Raw genomic sequence first — 23,688 nt, 5'->3', positions numbered from 1 at the left:
GCCGCCACGGAGCCGGTCAGAAAGCCGCCCGGATCTCGCCCACCTCCGCGCTGCCGCCCAGCAGCGGCGCCCGTCCGATCCGGTCCACGACCGGGCCGTCGACGCCGAGCAGTTCCAGCGCCCTGGCCAGCACCGGACCGAGTGCCCGGCCCCCGCCGTCGGTGATCTTGAATGCCAGCGCCCGGCCGTCCGGCAGCGCCACCGCCTGGACCGCCTCCGCCCCCATCTTGGAGAGCGTGCCCGGCACCTCGCGCATCAGCCAGGTGTCGGGCCGCCGGGTGCCCGCGACGTACTCGGGGTGGGCGCGCATCGCGTCCGCCACCCGGCGCTCCGCGGTGCCCTCCTCCGCCCGCACGAACGAGCGGAACGCCCGCGCCAGACCCACCAGGCTGATCGCCATCAGCGGCGCCCCGCAGCCGTCCGTACCGACCGCCGCGACAGGTTCGCCCGCCGCCTCCTCGACCACCTGGTGGATCAGCTGCTGGAGCGGGTGCGCCGGGTTCAGATAGGTCGCCCGGTCCCAGCCGTTGAGTGCGCACACCGCGAGCATGGCGGCGTGCTTGCCGGAGCAGTTCATGGTGATCCGCTCGCGGACCTGGCCTGCGGCGAGATACGTCTCCGCCTCTGCCGGGTCCAGCGGCAGATCGGGCGGGGTCTGCAGATCCTCGGGCGTCAGTCCGTGCTCGGCCAGCATCTTGCGTACGAGGTCGAGGTGGAACACCTCGCCCGAGTGGCTCGCGGCGGCCAGCGCCAGCCGCTCCCCGGAGAGGTCGAGCCCGGCCCGCAGCACGGCGGCGGCCTGCATCGGCTTGTTGGAGGAGCGGGGGAAGACCGGCGCGTCCGGGTCTCCGAGGGTCCGCTCCACACTGCCGTCCGCTGCCAGCACGACCAGGGAGCCCCGGTGGTGGCCCTCCACGAAGCCGGACCGCACGACCTCGGCCAGAACGGGAAGAGCGGGGCCGGCGGGCAGCGCGGGGGACGCCGGGGATATGAGAGGTGTGGAGGTCATGGGGGGCGGCCTTCCGGGCGGGGCGAGTGACCGGCCCCGCCCGGAAGGGTCGCTTCAGGCGAGCAGGTCGTCTACTTGTGCTTCCCCATCACGGTACCTGCGGGCGATCTCGGCGCTGCAATCGTCAGCGGTACGTTGCAGCTGGTGACGGCGGCGGGAGACCTGCCGCTCGTAGCGGACGAGCCGCCCCATCGCGCTGTACAGCTCTTCGTCCGTGCGGGCGTCGAGGTCGGAGAGTTCGACCTCGGCGAGCGTCTCGGCCGCCAGCCGGCGGAACTCGTCGCCGCGCGGTGTGGTGAGCGTGACATGCCGGGCGGAGGAACGGTGCCGGGACGGGGTGTCGGTGAGGATCTCGGAGAGCCGGTCCACGACCGGTGTCTCGGGGTCCCGGCGGCGGGCCAGCTCGGCCCGCAGGATGTCGATGCGGCCCTGGACCAGACGGCGTACGTAACTGAGGTCGGCCTCGTCGCGCTGCGAGTCACGGCGCAGGTTGCGCAGCTCCGGCAGCCGGAGGGCACCCAGCTCGGGCGGTGACTGCCCCGGCAGGCCCTCGTCGATGCCTGGACCGGTCCGTTGCACGGGTGGTCGCATGGCGCCGGCGGTGGTACCGGTACTGGTTGTGACACGCGTGACCGGTACGGCACCGGCTGGCTGCCTGGCTCCATATGTACTCATGCTCTGTCCATCCCCTCGACCGGTGCGTCGGCACACCGCCTCCGTGCATCGTGCCATTCCGTACGGTGACTACGCAGGTGCTCTGTACCCGTTCAGCCCAAGATAGGTTGGTCTGTATGCGTGCAGTGATACAGAGGGTGTACGGCGCGAGCGTCACGGTGGCCGACGGCGCGGGCGACGGAAGCGGGCCCGCGGTGGTGGGCGAAATCGTCGGCGAGGGACTGTGTGTGCTGGTCGGAGTCACCCATGGGGACACCGTGGAGAAGGCGGCGCAGCTCGCCCGCAAGCTCTGGTCGGTCCGCATTCTGGAGGGCGAGAAGTCCTGCTCCGACGTGAATGCGCCGCTTCTGGTGATTTCGCAGTTCACTCTCTACGGGGACGCCCGGAAGGGCCGCAGGCCCACCTGGAACGCCGCGGCACCCGGCGAGGTCGCCGAACCGCTGGTCGACGAGGTGGTGGCGCAGCTGCGGGCGCTGGGGGCGCATGTGGAGACGGGCCGGTTCGGAGCGGACATGAGGGTCTCACTCACGAACCATGGCCCGTTCACCGTCCTGGTCGAGGTCTGAGCGGACTCCGGCGGGGAGCCGGACGCGCGCGCAGAAACCCGCGGAAGATCTACGGTTCGACGACCGTCTCCTGGGCCGCAGCGGTGTCCCCCGCGAGCAGTTCCGCGTCCACCGCCACGTTCCGCTTGACCAGCGCCAGGGCGATCGGGCCCAGCTCGTGGTGGCGGGCGGACGTGGTGATGAAGCCGAGCTGGCGGCCGTCCGGCCCGTCCGCGGCGAGCCGCACCGGCGTGCCGTGCCCGGGCAGCAGCACATCGCTGCCGTCCAGGTGCAGGAAGACCAGCCGGCGCGGCGGCTTCCCCAGGTTCTGCACCCGGGCCACGGTCTCCTGACCGCGGTAGCAGCCCTTCTGGAGGTGGACGGCGGTGCCGATCCAGCCCAGCTCGTGCGGGATGGTGCGGTGGTCGGTCTCGAAGCCGAGCCGGGGGCGGTGTCCTTCGACGCGCAGCGCCTCGTACGCCAGGATGCCGGCCACCGGGCCGTGCTCGGCCGCGTACTTCTCCAGGTCGGCACGGGGCAGGAACAGATCGCGGCCGTGCGGCGCCTCCCGCACGACGACGCCTTCCGGCACCTCTTCGATGGAGCCGGCCGGCAGGTGCACGACGGCGAAGTCCTCGGTACGGTCGGCGACTTCGACCTGGTAGAAGAACTTCATCGACTCCAGATAGGCGACCAGTTCACCCTGGGTGTCCGGTTCGACGTGCGCCCACACCGTCTCGCCGTCGTCGACGAGGTAGAGGGCGTGCTCGATGTGCCCGTTCGCGGTGAGGATCAGCGCCTCGGTGGCCTGTCCGGGGGCGAGTTCGCTGACGTGCTGGGTGAGCAGCAGGTGGAGCCAGGCCAGCCGGTCGCTTCCGGTGACGGTGACGACGCCACGGTTCGAGAGGTCGACGAGGCCGGTGCCGTCGGCGAGGGCACGCTGCTCGCGGAACAGGTCACCGTAGTGCGCGGCGACGCCTTCGTCGCGGCCTTCGGCGGGAACGGCGCCGGGCAGGGACAGCAGAGGGCTCTTCATGCGACCAGCGTACGACTCGATTTACTGCTCGGAACCAGGAGCAGGGGCAGGTCCGGCCGCCGCCGCCTTCGCCGTGCAGTCGGCGCAACGGCCGAAGATCGCGAAGTGCTTCATATCGGTCTCGAACCCGAATGTGTCCCGCAGCTTCATGGTGAACTCGGCGACGACGTCGACATCGGCCTCGATGACATTCGTGCAGTCCCGGCAGACCAGATGGATGTGGTGATGGCGGTCGGCCAGGTGGTACGTCGGTGCCCCGTGCCCCAGATGGGCATGGCTGACCAGCCCCAGCTCCTCCAGGAGCTCCAGGGTCCGGTAGACGGTGGAGATGTTCACACCGGACGCCGTCCTGCGCACCTCGCAGAGGATGTCGTCCGGCGTCGCGTGTTCCAGTCTGTCGACCGCTTCCAGGACAAGCTGCCGCTGCGGCGTCAGCCGGTAGCCGCGCTGCCGAAGGTCGCTCTTCCAGTCGGTGCTCACCACAGGCCCAGTGTAGGACCGGACGAGCACCCGCCCGCAGGCCGCACGACTACTCGGCCGTCCGGCTGCGTGCGGGTGGTGCGCCTACTTGAAGAACGCGATGCCGTCGTCCGGCAGGTCGCCGAGGCCCTTGGCCATCTTCTCGACCTCTTCGGGGGTGACGACCTTCTTCAGGTGCGCCGACATGTAGGGGCGCAGCTCCACCTCGGGGGTGGCCTTCTCGCCGACCCACATCAGGTCGCTGTTCACATAGCCGTAGAGCCGCTTGCCACCGTTGTACGGGCCGGAGGCCGCGGTCCGGGCCACCGCGTCGGTGACCAGGTCGATCTGCGGCTTCTGGTGGGCGAGCTCGCCGTACCAGATCTCGATGACGCCCTGGTCGCGGACCATGACGACCTCGACCTTGCGGTCCTTGTCGACGCGCCAGTAGCCGGACTCGGACTCCAGCGGCTTGACCTTGTTGCCCTCGGCGTCGAGCACCCAGGAGTGCGAGGCGTATTCCAGGAAGTCCCGGCCGTCGTGGCTGAAGGAGACTTCCTGGCCGAAGTTGCACTTCTCGGCGCCGGGGAAGTCGGACACGCCCGCGCCCGTCCAGTTGCCGAGCAGGAAGGCAAGCGGGACGAGGTCCGGGTGGAGGTCGGACGGGATCTCGATCATGAGCGGCTCAGACGATCTGTGAGGGGGTGATGAGCGGTGCGGACGCGGGTCAGCGCTGGCCCTGGTACAGCTTCTTCACGGTCAGGCCGGCGAAGGCGAGAACACCGACGCAGACCAGGACCAGCAGGGTGGAGAAGAATGCCTCAAGCACGGGAGCTCCTCGGACGAGCGATAACGAGCGGTATGGCGGCAGTACAGGGCCGGGCCCCAGCCTAATGGGTAGGGGCCCGGCGCGATGGTTCGGGGCTTGCCGAGGAAGCGGGGCTCCCCGGCGTGCGGATCAGCCCAGCAGCTGGTTCTGCAGGATCAGCGTCTGGTGGAACGGGATGCGTTCCGTACCGGCCTTCCCCTTGCGGGACTGGACCACGAGGGCGAGCGTGTCGCCGGAGAGCACATATCCGTGGCGGACCTGCTCGGAGCCGTACGGCTTGTCCTCGGCGTACGCGTAGGTCGCTGTGTTCTCCACCCGCCCGCCACTCGACCAGGTCTCGTCGAGGTCCGTTCGGGGCGCCCCGATGAGCTGAGCACCGATGGACGTGTTGTCGGAGATCTCGTCCCGGAACGCCTCGGCGAAGGCCGTCGAATTGAACTGGAGCAGATAGATCCGGGACGAGGTGCCGTCCGGCATGGTCCAGCCGCGCGCCGTGATGTGCCGCAGCGCGGAGTCCTTCAGCACCTGCCCCAGCTCGGCACGCTTGCTCTTCTGGTAGACGGAGAGGTATTGCGATGTGCTCACCCAGCCACCGGCGAGTTTCTTGTCCGCCGTTGCTCCGGCCGGGGCCGGCAGCAGCAACTTCCGCACGTCCGCGTGGTGGACCTCGGCGACATTGGCCTCGTTGAACGGGCGCGGCAAACCGGCCGGCAGTGCGGGCAGGCTGAGTTCCGGGTAGTCCCAGCGCCCGTCGCCCTCGGTGGCCAGGCCCGGTACGTCGGTGCGCTCCATCGAAGTGATGCCGAGGGCCGTACCGGTGCCGAGACCGCCGAGCACCAGCACGGCGGCGGTCCAGCGGGCGACGGCCCGCAGGACGCGGCGGGACGACTTCGGAGCCGGTACGGACTCCGCCACCGCAAGTGCTTGCCCGGGGGCCGCCGGGGGCTCGGCGGCCGGGCCGGGCTGCGTGGCCGCTACGGGCTCCGCGGCCGGGACGGGCCCGGCAGCCGCTGCGGGCACCGCTCCCGTCGGCGGAAGCTCCTGCTCCGGGCCGGCGGGCTCCTCGGTCGGCGCGGTCGGTGTCGCCGTCTGCTCGGTCATACGTACTCCCCCGGGGACTCGATGTGGTCGAGCTGGTCCTTCACGAGATCGGCGACGTCGGACGCGCTGAGCGGCTTGGTGCCGTACGCGTCGACGGTGAGGAACAGCTCCCCGTCGTACGCGAAGCAGGACAGGGCGTCGAGCTTCACCTTGGTCTGCGGCTCCCGGAAGCACCTGGCCTTCTTGTGGCCCTCGATCTTCGGCCCCTTGCGGCCAACGGTGTCCATCAGCTCCGTCTGGAAGCCGAACATGTCGTGGACAGCCCTCTTGTCCTTCATCTTCACGATCTCGATCTCGACCGTCAGATCGTTGTCGTCCGAGGTGTACGAGCGCTGTGCGACGCCCTGGAGGTGGAGCCGGTCGATGCGCCGGTCCCGTTCGCGACGCTGCTTGCCCGCGATCCCCCGGCCGCCCTCCTTCATCTGGGCCGTGGCCTTCTTGCCGCTGATCTCGTCGTCGTTTCCGTACTCACCCATGTCCGGGCCGAGACGGTAGTTCTCGGGGACCGGCAGCAGCAGCTTGCTGAGCTCGGTATCGGCCCTGCCCCGGCCGACGTCCCCGGCGGGGTCCTTGGCGGGCTTGTGCGCGCCCTCGCCCCACACCTTGGTGGTGACGGTGCGGTCGGCGCTGTCCACGGTGACCTTGGTGTAGGCGGCCGCACCGCCGACGGCGCCGAGGACCAGGACCGCGGGAAGCACGGCGAGCACCACGCGCCGGGTCCGGCCCTTCCGGGCGGGCGGGGCCGACTCGGCGGGTGGGGCGGTGTCGGCGGGCGGGGCGGTGTCGGTTGTCATGTTGTCGTCGTTCACAGCCGCTCCAGCTGTCGCTCGGCCAGGGTCCGGATGTCCTTCTTGCTGATCGGCACGGTGTCGAAGATGTTGATGTCCAACATGACGTCGCCGCGCTGGGCGATGGCCCGTGCCTGGTAGACAGGCAGGTAGCCCGGCTTGTTCACGGCCTTGTACAGGAAGTAGCGGCCGTTGCCGCTGCCCTTGATCGGATCGCCCGCGTTGCCTGCGCCTTCCTTGGCGTAGGGCATGTAGTCCAGCTGGTCGTTCGCATGGTCGGACGCCCCGAGCACTGCGCCGGAGCGGAACTGCACGAGGCGGATGCCCACATCGCGGTACTGCCCCTGCAACCAGTTGGCGGCCGCTATCCGGCGGACGTCGGCCTCCGCGAGCGTTTCGAACATGTAGTCCTCGCTCTTGAACTCCCGCGCGTACGCGTCAAGGGACATCCAGCCCCTGGTCGGGAACGGGAACCTGGCGTTGCGCGCCCCCGACGGCTTGCTGACGAGCAGCTCGCGCAGATCGCCCTCCGTCTTCCGCTGCCGGTCCTGCGACACGGGCAGCGGGTCCGGGACCTTGTCCGCGGGCAGCGCCTTCGCCGGGTAGGCCAGGTTCGGCTGCGACAGGGCGGGCAACGGGGTCGGGGCGCGGTCGGCCTGCACGCCGTAACCGACGGCGGTGCCGCCGGCGATCCCGAGCACCGCGGCGGCAGCGATCAGCAGAGAGGTGCGACCACGCGGCCGCGGCTTGCCCGGTGTCGCCGGCGCACCGGACTCGGCCACCGGAGCGGGCGCGGGCTCGACGACCGGCTCGGCCACCGCCACCGGCACGGGCGCGGGCTCCACGACCGGCTCGGTCGCGGGCGCGACCACCGGCGCGGGCGCGGACGGCTCTACGGCCTGAACCTGCGCCTCGACCTGCACGGGCGGCTCGGCCGGCCCGTCAGGAATGGTGTCTTTCGGTTCCAAGAGGGTCCCCCCACGAGACCTGAGGCGCAGATTCCATTACCTGCGCACACAACTGACCCCTCGCAAGGGGGTGGGGTTGTACCGGCGGCGATTACAGTTCGGCATATGCAGAAGAAGCTCGTGATCAAGGTGACCGCAGGTGCCGACTCCCCCGAGCGCTGCTCACAGGCGTTCACGGTGGCGGCGGTCGCCGTCGCCAGCGGTGTGGAGGTCTCGCTCTGGCTGACCGGCGAATCCTCGTGGTTCGCCCTGCCGGGCCGCGCCGCCGAGTTCGAACTGCCGCACGCCGCACCGCTGCCTGATCTGATCGAGTCGATTCAGGCGGCCGGCCTGATCACCCTCTGCACGCAGTGCGCCGCGCGTCGCGACATCACCGAGAACGATGTCCTCGAAGGCGTACGGATCGCGGGCGCCCAGGTCTTCGTCAGCGAGATCATGGCCGACGGCGTCCAGGCCCTCGTCTACTGAAGCAGCTGTCTACTGGCGCTTCTTGCCGTCGAGCTCGTCCCACCACTCGTCCGACTTCGGGTCGCCCGAGGGGTCGTCCCACCAGCGGTCCTCCGGTCCCCGCCGGTTGGCGACCATCGCCGCGATCGGCGGGATGACCATGGCGACCACGCACATTCCTATGGCGACGGGCATCGACCAGAGCCGTACGACGGCCCAGGCGGACACGAACAGAACGATGCATCCGCCCATCAGCAGGAAATAGCTGCGACGGCGCCGGGCGTACATAACTCAAGCGTAGGCCCGATCCGGGCGCACGCGAACAGCGCGGACGGCCCTGCGGACCGCGCTGCGCACACCCCTGCGAGCACCACTGCGCCCGGGCCCATGAACGCCACCGCCGAGACCACCGTGAACGGCGCGAAGGGCCGTACCCCGGTTCAGAAGGCGTCCAACCCCCTGGGGTACGGCCCTCCGGCCGGTCTGTGCCGCGAATCAGACGGCGATGGCCACCTCGGAGAGGCCACCGGTCTGTGCGACGACTGTGCGGTCGGCGCTTCCGCCCGGGACGAGGGCGCGTACCGTCCAGGTGCCCTCGGCCGCGTAGAAGCGGAACTGCCCGGTCGCCGAGGTCGGGACCTCCGCGGTGAACTCGCCGGTCGAGTCCAGGAGGCGGACGTAGCCGGTGACGGGCTCGCCGTCGCGGGTCACGCTGCCCTGGATGGTGGTCTCACCGGGCTTGATGGTCGAAGCGTCGGGGCCGCCGGCCTTTGCTCCACACATGGTGTTCTGTCCTTCTGGTCGGGGGTCGTGCTGGTCCAGGTCGTGCGGAGTTACTTGTTGGCGCCGAGCTCGATCGGCACACCCACGAGGGAGCCGTACTCGGTCCAGGAGCCGTCGTAGTTCTTGACGTTCTCGACTCCGAGCAGCTGGTGCAGCACGAACCACGTGAGCGCGGAACGCTCACCGATGCGGCAGTACGCGATGGTGTCCTTCGCCAGGTCGACCTGCTCGGCCTCGTAGAGGGCCTTGAGCTCTTCGTCCGACTTGAACGTGCCGTCGTCGTTGGCGTTCTTCGACCACGGGATGTTGCGGGCGCTCGGCACGTGGCCGGGGCGCTGCGACTGCTCCTGCGGGAGGTGCGCCGGGGCGAGCAGCTTGCCGCTGAACTCGTCGGGCGAACGCACGTCGACCAGGTTCTGGTTGCCGATCGCGGCCACGACGTCGTCGCGGTAGGCGCGGATCGACTCGTCCTGGGCCTTGGCCTTGTACTCGGTGGCCGGGCGGGACGGGATCTGGTCGCCGTCGACCAGGTCGCGGGAGTCCAGCTCCCACTTCTTGCGGCCGCCGTCGAGCAGGCGGACGTCCTGGTGACCGTAGAGCTTGAAGTACCAGAACGCGTAGGACGCGAACCAGTTGTTGTTGCCGCCGTAGAGGACGACCGTGGTGTCGTTCCCGATGCCCTTCTCGGACAGCAGCTTCTCGAAGCCGGCCTGGTCGATGAAGTCACGGCGGACCGGGTCCTGGAGGTCCTTGGTCCAGTCGATCCGGATGGCGTTCTTGATGTGGTTCTTCTCGTATGCCGAGGTGTCCTCGTCGACCTCGACGAGGGCGACCTTCGGGTCGTCGATGTGGGCCTCGACCCAGTCGGCGTCTACCAGGACGTCACTGCGGCTCATTCTGTTCTCCTCCGGGGCAGTCTGCGGCGAGATGGTGCGTGATGCGAGATGTACGGGGCGCAGTATTTGCGCGTACACACATGCACGGGGGTGGGCCCTGACAGTGGTCGAAGGGCCGGGAATGCGGGATGCGACGATCCCGCTCAGATGGTGCGACAGAGCATGGCGGCGATGCGGCACAGGTCTACTGCCCGCCGCTTCGTGAGATCCGCCTGTCGCTTCATGGGTCCGATCGTAGGGACGTACCGGCGGGCATGTCACCGTTGTGTCGTATCATGAGACACGATCGTCCACAATGCGGGACAAGAGCAAGCTTGCCGCGCCGCGCGGACCGGACCGGGGCCGAGCGGACCCCTCGGTCATCTACGGGCCGGACGCGTCCGTCTCATTATGTGGCGCAGTGACTGTCGGGGCTCCTACCCGGCCGCGGCACGCCTTACGTATCGGACCGCCTATCCGCCGAGCGGGATGTCCGAGCCCGTCACGGAGATCTCCAGGCCTGTCTTCGTCGGCTCGATCCTCTGCAGCTTCAGGCCGTTCGGCAGGGCCCCGATCTCCCGCTCGAAGTCGGTTTTCCTGCGCACCAGGCCCTCGAGGCCGGGGATGCCTTCACCCGGCACCTTGTCCGCGTGCACCCGGATGGTGTGGCCGTCGACCAGGGTGACGGTGGAGGTCACGCTGCGCGTGAGCGTGCGGCCGAGGATCTCGACGGCGCCGGTCACCTTCACCTTGCCGTTGCCCCCGTACTGGACGACGACGCCGTCGTCGGCCGCGTGCGTCAGGTCCTCGTACGAGACGGTCGCCGTGCCGGTGGCCCGGGCGGCGGTGGCGCTGGAGAAGCCGTCGGCCAGCGTGACGTCGTGGAGTTCGGCGTTCATCTCGCTGATCCGGATCCTGCGGCCGCCGGCGTCGGTCTCGATGCCGGTGAGCTTGATGTCGACCTCGTCGAGCGCGGATCCGGCGACCTGCGTCAGAAACGGGAAACCCTTGATGGAGATGTCCGTCGAGTCGACCGTGGAGCCGCTGATCTCGACCCTGCCCTCGGCCTCCGACTCGGCGAAGTACACCGCCGCCCGGTCGACGGCGATGAAGATGCCGCCCAGCACCACCACCATGACCAGCAGTATTCGCAGTGCGCGCATGCCTGTTCTTCCCCCACCCTGCATCCGATCCGGCCGGACCCGCCTGGTGTCCGTGAGCCTACTGCGGCTGCACGGCACCCCCGGGGTGATCGACGAGCCGGGGCTCTCCCCGGTTCCCGGGCCGATACACAGGTATCGGCCCGGGACACGCCGGGGCGTGTGGGACGCAGGGGTCGTGCCGGGTCAGGAGAGCGCCCGGCCGATCAGATAGACGGCGGGCGCCGCTGCGGTCAGCGGCAGCGCCACGCCGGCGGTCATGTGCACAAAACGTGACGGGTAGTCATAGCTGGCCACCCGCAGCCCGATCAGCGCGCAGCCGCCGGCCGCGAGCCCGAGGAGGGCACCCTTCGCGCCGAGGTCCGTGAGCCCGCCTGCCGCGGCACCGGCGCCCGCGGCGGCGAGCAGCGCCACCACGACCGAGACCGGCCCGGGCAGCGGCAGCGCGCGGGCGAGCACGGCGACCGCGACGGCCGCACCGCCCACCGTCACCGCGTCCGGCACCGCCGCGAGATGCCCGGCGGCGAGGATCGCCAGGGCCGCCGAGGCCACGGTGGCCATCAGCCCGTACATCCGCTCGTCGGCGCCCGCGTGGCTGCGGAGCTGGAGGACGACGGTGAGCAGCACCCAGATGCCGAGGGTGCCGAGGATCGCCGCAGGGGCGTTGGCCCGCCCTGCGGCGAGCAGTACGACATCGGCGACGAACCCACCGGCGAAGGCGAGTGCGATGCCCTGCCGGGCCGGCCACATGCCGTTCAGCCGGAACCAGCCCGCCGCGGTCACGGCCTGGAGCAGCACCAGCGGCACGAACAGGGCGTACTGCCCGATCGCGGCACCGAGGGCGAGCAGCAGCCCGAGACCCGCGGTGATCGCGGCCGGCTGCATGCCCGGCGCGATGATCGGCGAACGGCCCTCGGCGCGGGCGCGCTGGGCATCGGTGACACGGCTGTTGCCCAGAGTGGTGGGCGCGCTGTAACCGGAGGTGTCGGGCCCCGCCGCGGTGTCCGGGGTGACATCGGCCGCGGCCGCCTCGGCAACCGCGACAGCCGGGGCCTCGGGGGGCAGCGGATACGAGCCCGAGGCGCCCTGCGGAGTGGGACGGGCGTCGGCGGCGGCCGTGGCGACCGGCTGCTGCGGCTGCGCCGGCCGGACCGGGTACGGCTGCTCGTAGTGCTGCTGGGCATACGGCTGCTCGTACTGCTGCTGCCCGTACTGCTGGTCGTGCTGCTGCTGGTCGTACGGCGGCTGCTGGTACTGCGGCCGGTGCTGTGCGGGCCGGACGGTCGGCTGGTACTGGGTGTCCCAGGTCTGCCCCTCCCACGTCTGCGTGGCACCGGGGTCCTGGAACGCCTGGTTGTCCGGGTCGTACGGGGCCTGCTGCCCGTACGGCTGCTCGCCGTACGTCTGCGGCCCCTGCCCCTGTCCGTACGCGTGACCGTACCCGGCCCCGGACTCCTGTCCGTACGGCTGCTGCTGATCGCTGCTGGTCATGTTCTGCGGTTCACCCTCCTGCGAACGGCGGGAGCACCTCGACCGTGCCGCCCTCGGCAAGGCGTACGGTCTCATGGCCGCGGGTCCCGACGGGGTCACCGTCGATCAGGAACGAGCACCGTTGCAGCACTCGGGTGAGCTCACCGGGGTGCCGCTCACGCACCGCGTCGAGCGCCTCGGCGAGCGTCGCAGCCGCGTACGGCTCCTCCGCGGTTCCGGCGGCCGCCTTGGCGGCGGCCCAGTAGCGGATCGTTCCCGCTGGCATGGCGGCGCTCCCTTCGTCTCGCGTCAGCTGTCCATCATGAATCACGCGGCGACCGACCAGTCCGCGATACGGGTGAGCAAGTTCTCGTCCGCTGCGTTCTCGGCGTGCCCCATGCCCCGCTCCAGCCACAGCTCGGCGCGGCCCTGTGCCGCGTCCACCAGCATTCTCGGGTGGTCGAGCGGGAAGTACGGGTCCTTGTCGCCGTGCACGATCAGCAGCGGGGCCGGGGCGATGAGCGGGACCGAATCGACCGGGGAGAGCGGCACGGGGTTCCACTCCTTGTGGTCGATCCGCGTGCGGAATCCGTACCGGCCGACCAGCCGGCCGGTGGGCCGGGTCACCACCCAGTGCAGACGTCGCATCGGAGCCGTACCCCGGTAGTACCAACGGGCGGGAGCACTCACAGCAACCACTGCATCCGCGTGCGCTTCTGTGCGCCCCCCGTGCGCGGGAACCGTACGGGGCAGCTGTTCCGTGGCCGCAGTCGTGCCCGGTGCCGTATACAGCGCGCCGTGCCGAAGCACTACAGAACCACCCATCGAGAATCCGACCGTAACCACCCGGCGGTGCCCGAGGGAGCGCGCCCAGGCCACCGCGGCGGCCAGGTCCAGCACCTCGCGGTCACCCACCGTCGACCGGCCGCCGGACCCCCCGTGCCCCCGGAAGGAGAACGTGACCACGGCCGCACGCTGGGAAAACACACCCGCCGCGCGCCGCACGGCGGGCCGGTCCACCGATCCGGTGAAACCGTGCGCGACCACGATCGCCGTATCGGCGGCGGCCGGGTCGGCGGCAGGTCCGGCACCGGCCGTACACGGTTCGTACACCGCCTCGATCGACAGCCCGTCATCCGTCCGCAATGTCGTACGCCGGGCTCCCGGGGTGATCAAGCAAACAGAAGAACTCCGAAACGAACTCTCGGACACAGAACTCATGTGGGCTATTCTGCTGGGAAGAGGATCCGGGCAATGCAGCCCCCGGGTCCTTTTGTGCTTTCCGCGCGTTGTTACGACGACGTTTCGACAAGCTCAGCGGTCCCAGGGCGTGGGGCCGCACCGTAAAACCCGTATGACAGATGTCGTACGGCCGCACCGAACCGTACGAAGAAGTGCCGCATACTCCCCCGGGCCCCGCCCGGGAGTGCCCCTCTCGCAGGGAACGAGGAGGACCGACGTAATGGGCGAGCAAGGCGAGCAAACCGTGCACGATCATCGACCGACGACCCGGGCAGGTGGGCGGCGATGAGTTCACTGCTGCTTCTGACGAATGCCCTCCAGCCGTCGACGGAGGTGCTTCCCGCCCTCGGTCTGCTTCTGCACAGCGTGCGGGTGGCCCCCGCCGAAGGACCCGCTCTCGTCGACACCCCCGGTGCCGACGTCATCCTGGTGGACGGCCGCCGCGACCTGCCGCAGGTGCGGTCGCTGTGCCAGCTGCTGCGGTCCACCGGACCGGGCTGCCCGCTGATCCTCGTCGTGACGGAGGGCGGTCTCGCGGCCGTCACCGCCGACTGGGGCATCGACGACGTGCTGCTGGACACGGCGGGACCGGCCGAGGTGGAGGCCCGGCTGCGGCTCGCCACCGGCCGGCAGCAGCTCACCTCCGACGACTCCCCGATGGAGATCCGCAACGGCGACCTGTCGGTCGACGAGGCGACGTACAGCGCGAAGCTGAAGGGCCGGGTCCTCGACCTGACCTTCAAGGAATTCGAACTCCTCAAGTACCTCGCGCAGCACCCGGGACGGGTCTTCACCCGCGCCCAGCTGCTCCAGGAGGTCTGGGGCTACGACTACTTCGGCGGTACGCGGACGGTCGACGTCCATGTCCGGCGGCTGCGCGCCAAGCTCGGCCCCGAGCACGAGTCGCTGATCGGCACGGTCCGCAACGTCGGCTACCGCTTCGTCGCACCGGAAAAGGTGGAGCGTGCGGCCGGCGAGGCCAAGGCCCAGGCGGCGGAGAGGACTGCGGCGGCCGCACCGGCCGAACCCGTCACCCGTCCGGGGCACTCGGAGGTAGCCGAGGTCACGGAAGAAGCCCCGGTCCGGCCTGCCAAGAGGTAGTTCCATCCGCGTAGACTGCCGCGCGTGGCCAAGGTGACGCGGGACGATGTGGCGAGACTGGCGGGGACGTCGACCGCGGTCGTCAGCTACGTCATCAACAACGGACCCCGGCCGGTCGCCCCGGCCACGCGCGAGCGGGTACTCGGCGCGATCAAAGAGCTGGGTTACCGGCCCGACCGGGTCGCGCAGGCGATGGCTTCGCGGCGGACCGATCTCATAGGAATGATCGTTCCGGACGCCCGGCAGCCGTTCTTCGCAGAGATGGCGCACGCCGTCGAACAGGCCGCGGCCGAGCGCGGCAAAATGGTCCTCGTCGGCAACTCCGACTACCGCGACGAACGCGAGGTCCATTACCTGCGGGCCTTCCTCGGAATGCGGGTCTCCGGGCTGATCCTGGTCAGCCAGGGCCCCAGCGAGCGGGCGGCGGCCGAGATAGAGGCGTGGGACGCGCGGGTCGTGCTGCTGCACGAGCGGCCGGAGGCGATCGACGACGTCGCGGTCGTCACGGACGACATCGGCGGCGCACAGCTGGCCACCCGGCACCTGCTCGAACACGGCAACGCGTACGTGGCGTGCCTCGGCGGCATGGAGACGACCCCGGCGGTCGGCGACCCGGTCGCCGACCACGTCGAGGGCTGGCGGCGGGCGATGCACGAGTCGGGACGGTCGACGGAGGGCCGGCTCTTCCAGGCCCCGTACAACCGTTACGACGCCTACCGGGTGGCGCTCGGGCTGCTCGCCGGCCCGGACCGCCCGCCGGCGATCTTCTGCTCGACGGACGACCAGGCCATCGGGGTGCTGCGGGCTGCGCGCGAACTGCGGATCGATGTGCCCGGGGAGCTCGCGGTGGCGGGCTTCGACGACGTGAAGGAAGCGGGTCTGACCGATCCGCCGCTGACCACGATCTCTTCGGACCGCCCGGCGATGGCACGGGCCGCGGTGGACCTGGTGCTCGACGACTCGCTGCGGGTGTCGGGGTCCCGGCGGGAGCGGCTCAAGCAGTTCCCGTCGGCGCTGGTGGTGCGGCAATCGTGCGGGTGCGGGGAGCCGGCGGCCGGTCAGGGGCGGTAGGCGGCGACGCCTGTACAGCCTTTATATCGGGCATACGAGGTTCTGCCGGGCTTCTCAGGACGTGCTCAGGCTTCTCTCATGTTCGCTGGACACAGTCGGGGACATGACTGAGAGCCAGCGCCCGAGCGGCGAGTACCCGATGTACCCCTCGTACGGCAACGGCGACGCGGCCTACCCGCCGCCGCCTGCGCACCAGCCCGCGCAGCCGATCTCCACGGGCCCCGGAACGACCGTGTGGCCCGGCAGCGGCGGCGCCGGCCACGGTGGTGGCGACGGCTACGGCAGCTTCGGTCAGGGGCTGCCGCAGCCCGCCCCCCAGCCGTCCGGGCACAAGCGCCGGGCCAAGCGGCCGGTCGCCCTGCTGGCAGCCGTGGCCGTCGCGGCGGCGGTCGTCGGCGGTGTCACCGCCACCGCCGTCGGTCAGTTCACCGGCACCGGTTCCAGCGGCACCGACAGCAGCTCGGTGGTCAGCGGCACGACCGTCTCGCAGAGCAGCGCGGGCACCGTCGCCGGTGTCGCGAAGGCGGTGTCGCCGACGATCGTCGAGATCGGTGCGACGTCGACCGCGGGCGAGTCCACCGGCTCCGGCGTGATCATCACGTCCGACGGTGAGATCGTCACCAACAACCACGTCATCGCGGGCGCCTCGTCGATCAAGGTGACGCTGAGCACCGGCAGGACGTACACCGCGAAGGTCGTCGGCACCGACGCCGACAAGGACCTGGCGCTGATCGATCTGGAAGGCGCCAGCGGGCTGAAGACGGCCACGCTCGGCGACTCCTCCGGGATCAAGGTCGGCGACCAGGTCGTCGCGATCGGCTCGCCCGAGGGCCTCACCGGCACCGTCACCAGCGGCATCGTCTCCGCGCTGAACCGTGATGTCACCGTCGCCAAGGACAGTGAGGACGGTCAGGGGCAGGGGCAGCAGGGCGGCGGCAGTGACTGGCCGTTCGAGTTCGGCGGACGACAGTTCAACGGCGACACCGGCAACTCCACCACCACGTACAAGGCCATCCAGACCGACGCCTCGCTCAACCCCGGCAACTCCGGCGGTGCGCTCATCAACATGAACGGCGAGATCATCGGCATCAACTCCGCTATGTACAACGCGAGTTCGTCCGGTGGATCGAGCAGCTCCGGCGCGGGCAGCGTGGGTCTCGGCTTCGCCATCCCGGTGAACACGCTCAAGGCCGACCTGGACACACTGCGGGCCGGCAACGGCTCCTGAGGAGATCAGCCATGAACCACCCGTCCGACACCCCCATCGGCCCGGCGGACCTGGCGCTGCCGCTCGCGCCGACGGCCCGGTCCGCCGCGACGGCCCGGCACGCCCCGGAACCCCGTGCGACCACCACGGTCACCACCGGCCGCAGGCGCCGGGCCGCGCGACGCCGCGCCACGGCCGTGACAGGCTGAAGGCACCCCGGCAGAGCAGAGAGAAGAGGACGACGAGCGATGAGTCCCGCCGAAGACGATCCGCAGCGCATCCTGATCGTCGACGACGAGCCGGCCGTGCGCGAGGCCCTGCAGCGCAGTCTCGCCTTCGAGGGATACGGCACGCTGGTCGCCGTCGACGGAATCGACGCGCTGGCCAAGGCGGAGTCGTACGCCCCCGATCTGATCGTCCTCGACATCCAGATGCCGCGGATGGACGGCCTGACCGCCGCCCGCCGCATCCGTTCCACCGGCGCCACCACACCCATCCTGATGCTCACCGCCCGCGACACCGTCGGCGACCGCGTCACCGGGCTCGACGCCGGCGCCGACGACTATCTGGTCAAGCCCTTCGAACTGGACGAGCTCTTCGCCCGCATCCGGGCCCTGCTGCGCCGCAGCTCGTACGCGGCCGCGGCGGGCGGCGACGTCCCCGACGACAATGTGCTGTCCTTCGCCGATCTGCGGATGGACCTCGCCACCCGCGAGGTCACCCGCGGCTCGCGCCGCGTCGAGCTGACCCGGACCGAATTCACCCTGCTGGAGATGTTCCTGGCCCACCCGCGGCAGGTGCTGACCCGCGAGCAGATCCTGAAGGCGGTCTGGGGCTTCGACTTCGAACCGAGCTCCAACTCCCTGGACGTGTACGTGATGTACCTGCGCCGCAAGACGGAAGCGGGCGGTGAACCGCGGCTCGTGCACACGGTGCGGGGCGTCGGGTACGCGCTGCGGGCCGGCGGGGGTGACGGGTGACGGGCCCGCTGCACCGGATCCGCGCGCTGCCGCTGCGCTCCCGGCTGGCGATGCTGGTCGCGACCGCCGTGGCGGTCGCGGTGGCGGCGGTGGCCCTGGCCTGCTGGCTGACCACGCGGGACCGGCTGATCGAGCAGCTCGACTCGAGCCTGCAACAGGTCCGTCCCAGTGGGGCCGACGTCGACGTTCTCACGCGGGCCTGCGCCGAGCCGGACGGAGTCCGGATCCTGCCCACGCCCTACACGCTCCAGCTGGTGCTGGCGACGAGTACGACGCCCTGCACCCAGCCGGAGAAGTCCCCGATCCCGGTGCAGCTCGCCGACCGGGCCGTAGCCGCCGGGGTGCGGACCGACGCGGTGCACACCACCGAGGCGAAGGACGGCACCGAGATGCGCGTCTACACCTCGACCGTTCACGGTCCGGGAAGTCAGCCCGGGATCGCCGTATCCGTGGCCCTGCCCATGAAACAGGTCACCGACCCCCTCGACCAGCTGGCGCTCGTCCTCCTCTCCGTCTCCGGCATCGGTGTCATCGGCGCGGGCGCCGCCGGGCTGTGGGTCGCCCGCACCGGCCTGCGCCCCGTCGACGAGCTCACCGAGGCCGTCGAGCATGTCGCCCGCACCGAGGACCTCACACTCCGCATCCCGGTCGAGGGCGAGGACGAGATCGCCCGGCTGTCCCGCTCCTTCAACTCGATGACTGCCGCCCTCGCCACCTCCCGCGACCGGCAGGCGCAGCTGATCGCGGACGCCGGGCACGAGCTGCGCACGCCGCTGACCTCGTTGCGTACGAACGTGGAACTGCTCGCCCGCAGCGAGGAGACCGGCCGGCCGATCCCGCCGGACGACCGCAGGGCGCTGATGAAGTCGGTCACGGCGCAGATGACCGAGCTGGCGTCGCTCATCGGCGACCTTCAGGAACTGGCCCGCCCGGACGCGGCCCAGCCCGGCCCGCTCCAGGTCGTCGGCCTGCACGACATCGCCTCGGCCGCGCTGGAGCGGGCACGGCTCCGCGGCCCGGAGCTGACCATCACCGCGGACCTCGAACCCTGGTACGTACGGGCCGAGCCGGGGGCACTGGAGCGGGCGGTCGTCAACGTCCTCGACAACGCCGTGAAGTTCAGCCCGCAGCACGGCACGATCGCCGTGGCCCTGCACGGCGGGGAGCTGACCGTGACGGACCAGGGCCCGGGCATCCCCGAAGAGGAACTCCCGTACGTCTTCGAACGCTTCTGGCGCTCGCCGTCCGCCCGCCAGCTGCCGGGCTCGGGGCTGGGCCTGTCGATCGTGGCGCGCACGGTCCAGCAGGCGGGCGGCGAGATCGTCCTGCGCCCGGCGTCGACCGGTGGCACTGAGGCCTCGATCCGCCTGCCGGGCGCCCCGCAGCCGCCGCCGGAGTTTTCCTGAGCCGCCCCGGCGACCGGTCAGGCCCCGGGGTTGTGCCGGATCAGTGATGCGACCAGGCCGGGCCGGGTGGCGGGGAAGTCCAGCGGGACGATCCCGAGCCCGGTCCAGCCGGACGCCGCGGAGCCGTCGAGGAACGACTGCACCTGCGGATTGAGCCGGTCCGCGTTCCAGCGGGGCGGCATCAGGGCCGCCGTGCTCACGTAGTTCATGAACAGCTTCCCGGGCTGCTGCGCGGCCTTGCGGAACTGGGACTCGATCTTCGGGTACTTGGCGAACGGCTCCGCCATGTAGTCGTCCTGGATGTCGAAGAGTGCGGGATCGGCATAGCGGACGCCGGGCAGTCCGCCGTTGTCGGCGAGCAGCACGACCTTGCCGCGGGCCTCGCCCAGCGCGGGCAGCGCGGGGTCGATCCGGAACAGCGGCCGCCAGCCCTTGGCGTCGAGGTACAGGTCGAAGATCCGCCGGAACGCGGCGTCGCTCTCCTCGGAGTACTCCTGCTTGACCCGCATCAGCACGGTCTCGGTGGGGTGCTCGGCCAGGAAGTCCCAGCAGGCGCCGAGGACGTCACCGAACATCAGGTTCTGGTACGAGGCTCCGTGGTGGATCGCGAAGGAGTCGCCGGTGATCCGGCACCGTACGTCGAGGAAGCGGATGCCGCTGCTGAGCTGTTCGGCGACGGTGGTGTTCTGGCACTCGGTCCACGGGCCGCCGTAGCGGGCGCCGGAGTCGTGCGTTCCGGGGATGGTCAGACGCTGCACGGGGATGGCGTCGGCGAGGCCGGCCATCCAGTCCTGCGTGGTGAGAGCTGCCCGGCGGGCTGCGGCGGTCGCGGGGTCCGTCCCGACGAGAGCGGTGGCGGAGAGGGCGAGTGCGCCGGTTAAGAAGGTTCTGCGGGTGCTCATGCGGGTGCCTCCGTCGGCTGTGTGGGGGGTCAGCCTTCGGAGTATGACGGGTACACGCCATAACGGGAACGGGGCCGCATCGCCGGGACAGGGGCGCCCGGCCGCCCCTAGACCGTGGCCGGGCCCGTCGCCTGGCGTACCGCCGCCACCGTGCTCGCCTCCACCGCGGCGACGCCCGCTTCGCTCGCCGGCCCCAGGCCGTGGCGGGCGGCGAGCCATGAGGCGTCGTTGCACGTCACCCAGGTGTCGCCGGCAGCGTCCTGCCAGGCCAGTGCCTTCGACGGGAGGTCGATCCCGGCGGTCTGCCGGTCCTGCATCAGCTGCGTGCCGCCCTCCGGCTTGCCGAAGATGAGCAGTTCGGTCGGCCGGAGTTCCAGGCCGATGCGGGCGGCATGGTCCGCATGGTCGATCCGTGCGAACACCTGGAAGCCCGAGGCGGTGATCGCCTCCTGGAGCCGGTCGATCGTTTCGCGGACGGACCCGTTGCAGGCGACGGTGACCAGGCCGTCGTCTGCGTCTGCTTCGGCTTCTGCAGTCATGTTTCCGACACTAGGCGAGGCCCGGGCCCGAACCCGTGACGACAGCGGGGCGGTGGGCCGGATGGCCCACCGCCCCGCTCACTCGATCGCCGGAGCTACTGAATGACCGTGATCCGGTCCGTGGCCGGCGGGGCCAGCGGCGCCGCGGCCGACGAGTGCGCCGCCAGATACGCGTTGAACAGGTCCAGGTCGGATGCGCCGACCAGCTTGTTGGTGCCCTGTCCGAGCGCCGCGAAGCCGTCGCCGCCGCCCGCGAGGAACTCGTTCATCGCGACGCGGTACGTCTTGGCCGGGTCGATCGCCGCACCGTTCAGCTTGATCGTGTCGACGACGACGCGGGCCGCGCCCGTCTTCGTCATGTCGAGGGTGTACGTGAGGCCCTTGGACACCTGAAGGATCTTCGGGCTGGCCTCGTTGGCGCCGCTGACCTGCTGCTGGAGCGCGCTGATCAGCTGGGCGCCGGTCAGATCGACGACATTCATCATGTTGGTGAAGGGCTGCACGGTGAACGACTCGCCGTACGTCACCACCCCGTCGCCCTCACTGCCGGTCGACTTGTACACGAGGTCCGCGCGGATGCCGCCCGGGTTCATGAAGGCGACGACCGCCCCGCCCTTGTCCGCCGGGGCCAGGCCCTCCAGCTGCGCGTCGGCGATCAGGTTGCCGAGCGGCTTCTCGGGGGCAGTGGAACCGCGGCCGTTGATGTCGGCGCTGATGAAGCCCTGCGGCTTGCTCGCGATGGGAGCCGCGAGGGTGTTCCAGCGGGCGATCAGGGCCGTCATGTCGGTGGCCTTGGGCTGGTCCCGGGTGACGACGTGATTCGCCGAGGTCGGGTTCGAGGAGCTCGACGACTTCACCGACGTACGCACGATGTCCTTGGTGCGGCGGTCGTACGTGAGGGTCGTGTCCGTGTACAGCTTGCCGAACGACGACGCCGAGGTGACCAGGCGCGGGTTGCCCGCCGGGTCCGGCACGGTGCACACGTAGGCCTGGTGCGTGTGGCCCGTGACCAGCGCGTCGACCTTCGGGCTGATGCCCTTGGCGATGTCCACGATCGGTCCCGAGATGCCGTCACCGGCGCCGGGGCTGTCGCAGTTGTAGTTGTACGAGGAGGAGGCCGGGGCCCCGCCCTCGTGGATGAGCGCGACGATGGACTTCACGCCCTGCCGGTCGAGCTCCTTGGCGTACTTGTTGACCGTCTCGATCTCGTCGTGGAACTTCAGGCCCTTGACGCCGTTGGCGGTGACGATGTTCGGCGTGCCCTCCAGGGTCACCCCGATGAAGCCGATCTTGACGCCGTTCTTCTTCCACACCGTGTACGGCTTGAGGATCGGCTTGCCGGTCTTCTCGTCCGTCACATTGGCTGCGAGGTACGGGAAGTCCGCGCCCTGGAACGTCCTGTCCTTCTCGTAACACCCCTCGACCGGGTGGCAGCCGCCGTTCTGGAGGCGGGCCAGCTCGACGGCGCCCTCGTCGAACTCGTGGTTGCCGACGGTCGTCACATCGAGGTCGATCTTGTTGAGCGCCTCGATGGTCGGCTCGTCGTGGAAGAGCCCGGACAGCAGCGGGCTCGCGCCCACCATGTCGCCGCCGGCCGCGGTGATGGAGTACGGGTGGCCCTTGCGCGCGGTGCGCAGCGAGGAGGCGAGGTACTCGACACCACCGGCCGGGATCGTCTTCGTCGTGCCGTCGGCCTGCTTCTCGGTGACGTTGCCGGCCGAACCGGCCGGCGGCTCCAGGTTGCCGTGCAGGTCGTTGAAGGACAGCAGCTGCACGTCGACGGTGCTGGCCGGCGTGTGGTGCCCGTGACCGCGGTCCTGGGCGCCGGCCGGCATCGCCGCGACGAGCGCGCCGACGGTGGCCAGCCCGGCCGCGGCGGCGAGCACCCGCCGTGACGCACGGTTCTTCTGCGGTGTCGCTGACATCGGTCCCCTTGTGAGTTCAGCGGGAGGGTTCGGCCCGCAGCCTAGAGTCAACGCGCGTAGCGCGACAGGTGTTTCGCGTTACGAACCGGTTGCCATGTGGTCGGTAAGGGGATCAACTCCCCCGCACCGCCCGCATCTCGCACCTATCCGGTCGAAAACGTCACGGCAATGGCCGAGCCCCGCGACACCTCACTGCCCCCCTCACGGCCCCGCCCCGCCGTACGCTCGTACGCATGACGACTGATGTACCCCTCCCCGCCCCCGGGCGTGAGATCCGGACGCTCGACGTGCTCTCCGCCGACCAGGCCGGAGCCGTCCTCGATCTGCTCGACGAAGCGACCCGCGCCGACGGCAGGCCCGCGGTCTCCGAGCAGGGCCGGCTGCAGCTCAGGGGCGGGCGCCGGGAGGGTGTGCGGCACCTTCTGCTCACCAGCTCCGGCACCCTCGTCGGGTACGCGCAGCTGGAGGACACCGACCCCGTCGAGGCGCCGGCCGCCGAGCTGGTCGTACACCCCGCACACCGCGGCCAGGGGCACGGACGGGCACTGGGCGCCGCGCTGCTCGCCGCGACCGGGAAGCGGCTGCGCGTCTGGGCGCACGGCGGGAAGTCCGCGGCGCGCCACCTCGCCCAGGTCCTCGGCCTCTCGCTCTTCCGTGAACTGCGTCAGCTGCGCCGCACCTTGAGCCCGCTGGACATGGCGGAGCCCGTGCTGCCGCCGGGCGTCACCGTCCGCACCTTCGTGCCCGGCCAGGACGACGCCGCCTGGCTCGCGGTGAACAGTGCCGCCTTCGCCCACCACCCCGAGCAGGGGGCGCTCACCCAGCGCGACCTGGACGACCGCAAGGCCGAGCCGTGGTTCGACCCGAAGGGCTTCTTCCTGGCCGAGCGCGGCGGCGAGCTGATCGGCTTCCACTGGACGAAAGTGCACGCCGAGGAGCAGCTGGGCGAGGTGTACGTCCTCGGCATCCGGCCCGACGCACAGGGCGGCGGCCTCGGCAAGGCGCTCACCGCGATCGGGCTGCGCCATCTCGCCGCCGAGGGGCTGCCGACCGCGATGCTCTACGTCGACGCGGACAACAAGGCGGCCCTGACGGTGTACGAACGGATGGGCTTCGCCACCCACGAGGTGGACCTGATGTACCGCACGGAGTCCTGAGCAGCCGGTACGG

27 protein-coding genes are annotated in these 23,688 nt (G+C 70.6%); 9 read left to right on the top strand and 18 right to left on the bottom strand.

Annotation, left to right across the window (positions count from 1 at the left end; all coding sequences use genetic code 11):
* Positions 1-16: 16 nt before the first annotated feature.
* Positions 17-1,009, bottom strand: a complete 993-nt coding sequence (locus OHA88_RS25670; protein ID WP_326629224.1) for an asparaginase — start codon at positions 1,007-1,009, stop codon at positions 17-19.
* A gap of 54 nt (positions 1,010-1,063) precedes the next feature.
* On the bottom strand, positions 1,064-1,684 hold the full coding sequence (locus tag OHA88_RS25665; RefSeq protein WP_328627227.1) for an RsiG family protein: 621 nt from the start codon (positions 1,682-1,684) through the stop codon (positions 1,064-1,066).
* Between the two features lie 116 nt (positions 1,685-1,800).
* Between OHA88_RS25665 and dtd the strand changes: the two genes are divergently transcribed.
* Complete coding sequence (dtd, locus tag OHA88_RS25660; RefSeq protein WP_328627226.1) at positions 1,801-2,250, top strand: D-aminoacyl-tRNA deacylase; 450 nt, start codon at positions 1,801-1,803, stop codon at positions 2,248-2,250.
* Positions 2,251-2,299: 49 nt separating this feature from the next.
* On the opposite strand, the gene ygfZ is transcribed toward dtd, so the two are convergent.
* From ygfZ to OHA88_RS25630, 6 genes are all read right to left on the bottom strand, one after another.
* Positions 2,300-3,265: a CAF17-like 4Fe-4S cluster assembly/insertion protein YgfZ gene (gene ygfZ, locus OHA88_RS25655; RefSeq protein WP_328627225.1), complete on the bottom strand. Its 966-nt coding sequence runs from the start codon at positions 3,263-3,265 to the stop codon at positions 2,300-2,302.
* A gap of 21 nt (positions 3,266-3,286) precedes the next feature.
* A complete protein-coding gene (locus OHA88_RS25650; RefSeq protein WP_267004415.1) occupies positions 3,287-3,748 on the bottom strand; it encodes a Fur family transcriptional regulator in 462 nt (153 codons plus the stop codon).
* Positions 3,749-3,829: 81 nt separating this feature from the next.
* A complete protein-coding gene (locus OHA88_RS25645) occupies positions 3,830-4,402 on the bottom strand; it encodes an FABP family protein (RefSeq protein WP_328627224.1) in 573 nt (190 codons plus the stop codon).
* Between the two features lie 280 nt (positions 4,403-4,682).
* Positions 4,683-5,654 carry a hypothetical protein gene (locus OHA88_RS25640; RefSeq protein WP_328627223.1) on the bottom strand — a complete coding sequence of 324 codons (972 nt, stop codon included), beginning with the start codon at positions 5,652-5,654 and terminating at the stop codon, positions 4,683-4,685.
* Positions 5,651-6,463: a hypothetical protein gene (locus tag OHA88_RS25635; RefSeq protein ID WP_328627222.1), complete on the bottom strand. Its 813-nt coding sequence runs from the start codon at positions 6,461-6,463 to the stop codon at positions 5,651-5,653. The genes OHA88_RS25640 and OHA88_RS25635 overlap by 4 nt, the downstream gene beginning before the upstream one ends.
* Positions 6,460-7,410 carry a hypothetical protein gene (locus OHA88_RS25630; protein ID WP_328627221.1) on the bottom strand — a complete coding sequence of 317 codons (951 nt, stop codon included), beginning with the start codon at positions 7,408-7,410 and terminating at the stop codon, positions 6,460-6,462. The genes OHA88_RS25635 and OHA88_RS25630 overlap by 4 nt, the downstream gene beginning before the upstream one ends.
* A 105-nt stretch (positions 7,411-7,515) precedes the next feature.
* Here OHA88_RS25630 and OHA88_RS25625 point away from each other — a divergent pair, with 105 nt between their 5' ends.
* Positions 7,516-7,878: a DsrE family protein gene (locus OHA88_RS25625; protein ID WP_267004410.1), complete on the top strand. Its 363-nt coding sequence runs from the start codon at positions 7,516-7,518 to the stop codon at positions 7,876-7,878.
* 9 nt (positions 7,879-7,887) lie between these two features.
* On the opposite strand, the gene OHA88_RS25620 is transcribed toward OHA88_RS25625, so the two are convergent.
* From OHA88_RS25620 to OHA88_RS25590, 7 genes are all read right to left on the bottom strand, one after another.
* Entirely contained in the window at positions 7,888-8,145 is a 258-nt protein-coding gene (locus OHA88_RS25620; protein WP_328627220.1) for a DUF3099 domain-containing protein, read from the bottom strand.
* A gap of 207 nt (positions 8,146-8,352) precedes the next feature.
* Positions 8,353-8,640 carry a DUF1416 domain-containing protein gene (locus OHA88_RS25615; protein WP_030925040.1) on the bottom strand — a complete coding sequence of 96 codons (288 nt, stop codon included), beginning with the start codon at positions 8,638-8,640 and terminating at the stop codon, positions 8,353-8,355.
* 50 nt (positions 8,641-8,690) lie between these two features.
* Positions 8,691-9,536 (bottom strand): sulfurtransferase, encoded by an 846-nt coding sequence (locus OHA88_RS25610; protein WP_267004408.1) that lies wholly within the window; start codon positions 9,534-9,536, stop codon positions 8,691-8,693.
* A gap of 452 nt (positions 9,537-9,988) precedes the next feature.
* A complete protein-coding gene (locus OHA88_RS25605; protein WP_328627219.1) occupies positions 9,989-10,678 on the bottom strand; it encodes an LmeA family phospholipid-binding protein in 690 nt (229 codons plus the stop codon).
* A gap of 183 nt (positions 10,679-10,861) precedes the next feature.
* Positions 10,862-12,166, bottom strand: a complete 1,305-nt coding sequence (locus tag OHA88_RS25600; protein WP_328627218.1) for a hypothetical protein — start codon at positions 12,164-12,166, stop codon at positions 10,862-10,864.
* A gap of 10 nt (positions 12,167-12,176) precedes the next feature.
* Positions 12,177-12,431, bottom strand: a complete 255-nt coding sequence (locus OHA88_RS25595) for a MoaD/ThiS family protein (RefSeq protein WP_267004405.1) — start codon at positions 12,429-12,431, stop codon at positions 12,177-12,179.
* A gap of 41 nt (positions 12,432-12,472) precedes the next feature.
* A complete protein-coding gene (locus OHA88_RS25590; protein ID WP_328627217.1) occupies positions 12,473-13,366 on the bottom strand; it encodes an alpha/beta hydrolase family protein in 894 nt (297 codons plus the stop codon).
* A gap of 306 nt (positions 13,367-13,672) precedes the next feature.
* On the opposite strand from OHA88_RS25590, the gene OHA88_RS25585 reads away from it, so the two are divergent.
* The 6 genes from OHA88_RS25585 (at position 13,673) to OHA88_RS25560 (ending at position 19,152) form a co-directional block, all read left to right on the top strand.
* Complete coding sequence (locus OHA88_RS25585; protein ID WP_328627216.1) at positions 13,673-14,488, top strand: response regulator transcription factor; 816 nt, start codon at positions 13,673-13,675, stop codon at positions 14,486-14,488.
* 24 nt (positions 14,489-14,512) lie between these two features.
* On the top strand, positions 14,513-15,559 hold the full coding sequence (locus OHA88_RS25580) for a LacI family DNA-binding transcriptional regulator (protein WP_328627215.1): 1,047 nt from the start codon (positions 14,513-14,515) through the stop codon (positions 15,557-15,559).
* 103 nt (positions 15,560-15,662) lie between these two features.
* Positions 15,663-16,787, top strand: coding sequence for a S1C family serine protease (locus tag OHA88_RS25575; RefSeq protein WP_328627214.1), 1,125 nt, complete (start codon positions 15,663-15,665; stop codon positions 16,785-16,787).
* An 11-nt stretch (positions 16,788-16,798) separates the two neighbouring features.
* On the top strand, positions 16,799-16,975 hold the full coding sequence (locus OHA88_RS25570; protein ID WP_328627213.1) for a hypothetical protein: 177 nt from the start codon (positions 16,799-16,801) through the stop codon (positions 16,973-16,975).
* A gap of 39 nt (positions 16,976-17,014) precedes the next feature.
* Positions 17,015-17,746: a response regulator transcription factor gene (locus tag OHA88_RS25565; RefSeq protein WP_267004400.1), complete on the top strand. Its 732-nt coding sequence runs from the start codon at positions 17,015-17,017 to the stop codon at positions 17,744-17,746.
* Complete coding sequence (locus tag OHA88_RS25560; RefSeq protein WP_328627212.1) at positions 17,743-19,152, top strand: HAMP domain-containing sensor histidine kinase; 1,410 nt, start codon at positions 17,743-17,745, stop codon at positions 19,150-19,152. The genes OHA88_RS25565 and OHA88_RS25560 overlap by 4 nt, the downstream gene beginning before the upstream one ends.
* Positions 19,153-19,169: 17 nt before the next feature.
* Here OHA88_RS25560 and OHA88_RS25555 read toward each other — a convergent pair whose 3' ends face one another.
* The 3 genes from OHA88_RS25555 to OHA88_RS25545 all read right to left on the bottom strand — a co-directional run bounded on the left by OHA88_RS25555 (position 19,170) and on the right by OHA88_RS25545 (position 22,518).
* Entirely contained in the window at positions 19,170-20,054 is an 885-nt protein-coding gene (locus tag OHA88_RS25555; RefSeq protein ID WP_328627211.1) for a phosphatidylinositol-specific phospholipase C, read from the bottom strand.
* 107 nt (positions 20,055-20,161) lie between these two features.
* Positions 20,162-20,593, bottom strand: coding sequence for a DUF302 domain-containing protein (locus OHA88_RS25550; protein ID WP_037822716.1), 432 nt, complete (start codon positions 20,591-20,593; stop codon positions 20,162-20,164).
* 95 nt (positions 20,594-20,688) lie between these two features.
* Positions 20,689-22,518, bottom strand: a complete 1,830-nt coding sequence (locus OHA88_RS25545; RefSeq protein ID WP_328627210.1) for a bifunctional metallophosphatase/5'-nucleotidase — start codon at positions 22,516-22,518, stop codon at positions 20,689-20,691.
* Between the two features lie 233 nt (positions 22,519-22,751).
* On the opposite strand from OHA88_RS25545, the gene mshD reads away from it, so the two are divergent.
* On the top strand, positions 22,752-23,675 hold the full coding sequence (mshD, locus tag OHA88_RS25540; RefSeq protein ID WP_267004398.1) for a mycothiol synthase: 924 nt from the start codon (positions 22,752-22,754) through the stop codon (positions 23,673-23,675).
* Positions 23,676-23,688 lie beyond the last annotated feature (13 nt).

The sequence above is a fragment of the Streptomyces sp. NBC_00353 genome (assembly GCF_036108815.1).
Taxonomy (GTDB): Bacteria; Actinomycetota; Actinomycetes; order Streptomycetales; family Streptomycetaceae; genus Streptomyces.
Note: the sequence above shows the minus strand (reverse complement) of the source record. Positions and strands in the feature narration are given on the sequence as shown.